The sequence below is a fragment of the Streptomyces griseicoloratus genome (assembly GCF_014534645.1).
Taxonomy (GTDB): domain Bacteria; phylum Actinomycetota; class Actinomycetes; order Streptomycetales; family Streptomycetaceae; genus Streptomyces; species Streptomyces griseicoloratus.
The window spans coordinates 1-470 of record NZ_JACVQF010000129.1 but is presented as its reverse complement, the minus strand read 5'-3'; the positions used below and the strand labels follow the sequence as shown (position 1 = coordinate 470).

The 470-nt window shown below is 67.4% G+C and carries 1 protein-coding gene; it reads right to left on the bottom strand.

The window, feature by feature from the left end; genetic code table 11:
• Nucleotides 1-470, bottom strand: a 470-nt coding sequence (locus tag H0H10_RS03795; RefSeq protein WP_223179325.1) for a condensation domain-containing protein, incomplete at both ends; no start/stop codon positions are given.

The following is a 470-nucleotide window of genomic DNA, read 5'->3' as shown; positions in this document are numbered from 1 at the left end:
ACGCCGGCCGGCGTGCCCTGTTCGTCGTAGACCTCCGAAGCGGTGACCTCCAGGTCGAACTTCACCGCCGGGTCGGACGCCTGCGAGTGACCCGCCGACTGCACACCGGCAAGGTCCACAACCGCCCGCGTGTTGTTCTGCAGGGTGAACATCACCTGGAACAACGGATGCCGGGCCAGCGACCGCACCGGGGCCAGCTCCTCCACCAGCCGCTCGAACGGCACGTCCTGATGCGCGAAAGCCCCCAGCCCCGCCTCCCGCACCCGCACCAACACCTCACGGAAAGCCGGATCACCCGACAGATCCGTACGGATCACCAGCGTGTTCACGAAGAAACCGACCAGGTCGTCCAACGCCTCGTCCGTACGCCCGGCCACCGCCGAACCCACCGGGATGTCCGTACCGGCTCCCAGCTTCGACAACAGCACCGCAAGCGCCGCCTGCAGCACCATGTACACCGTCACACCCTC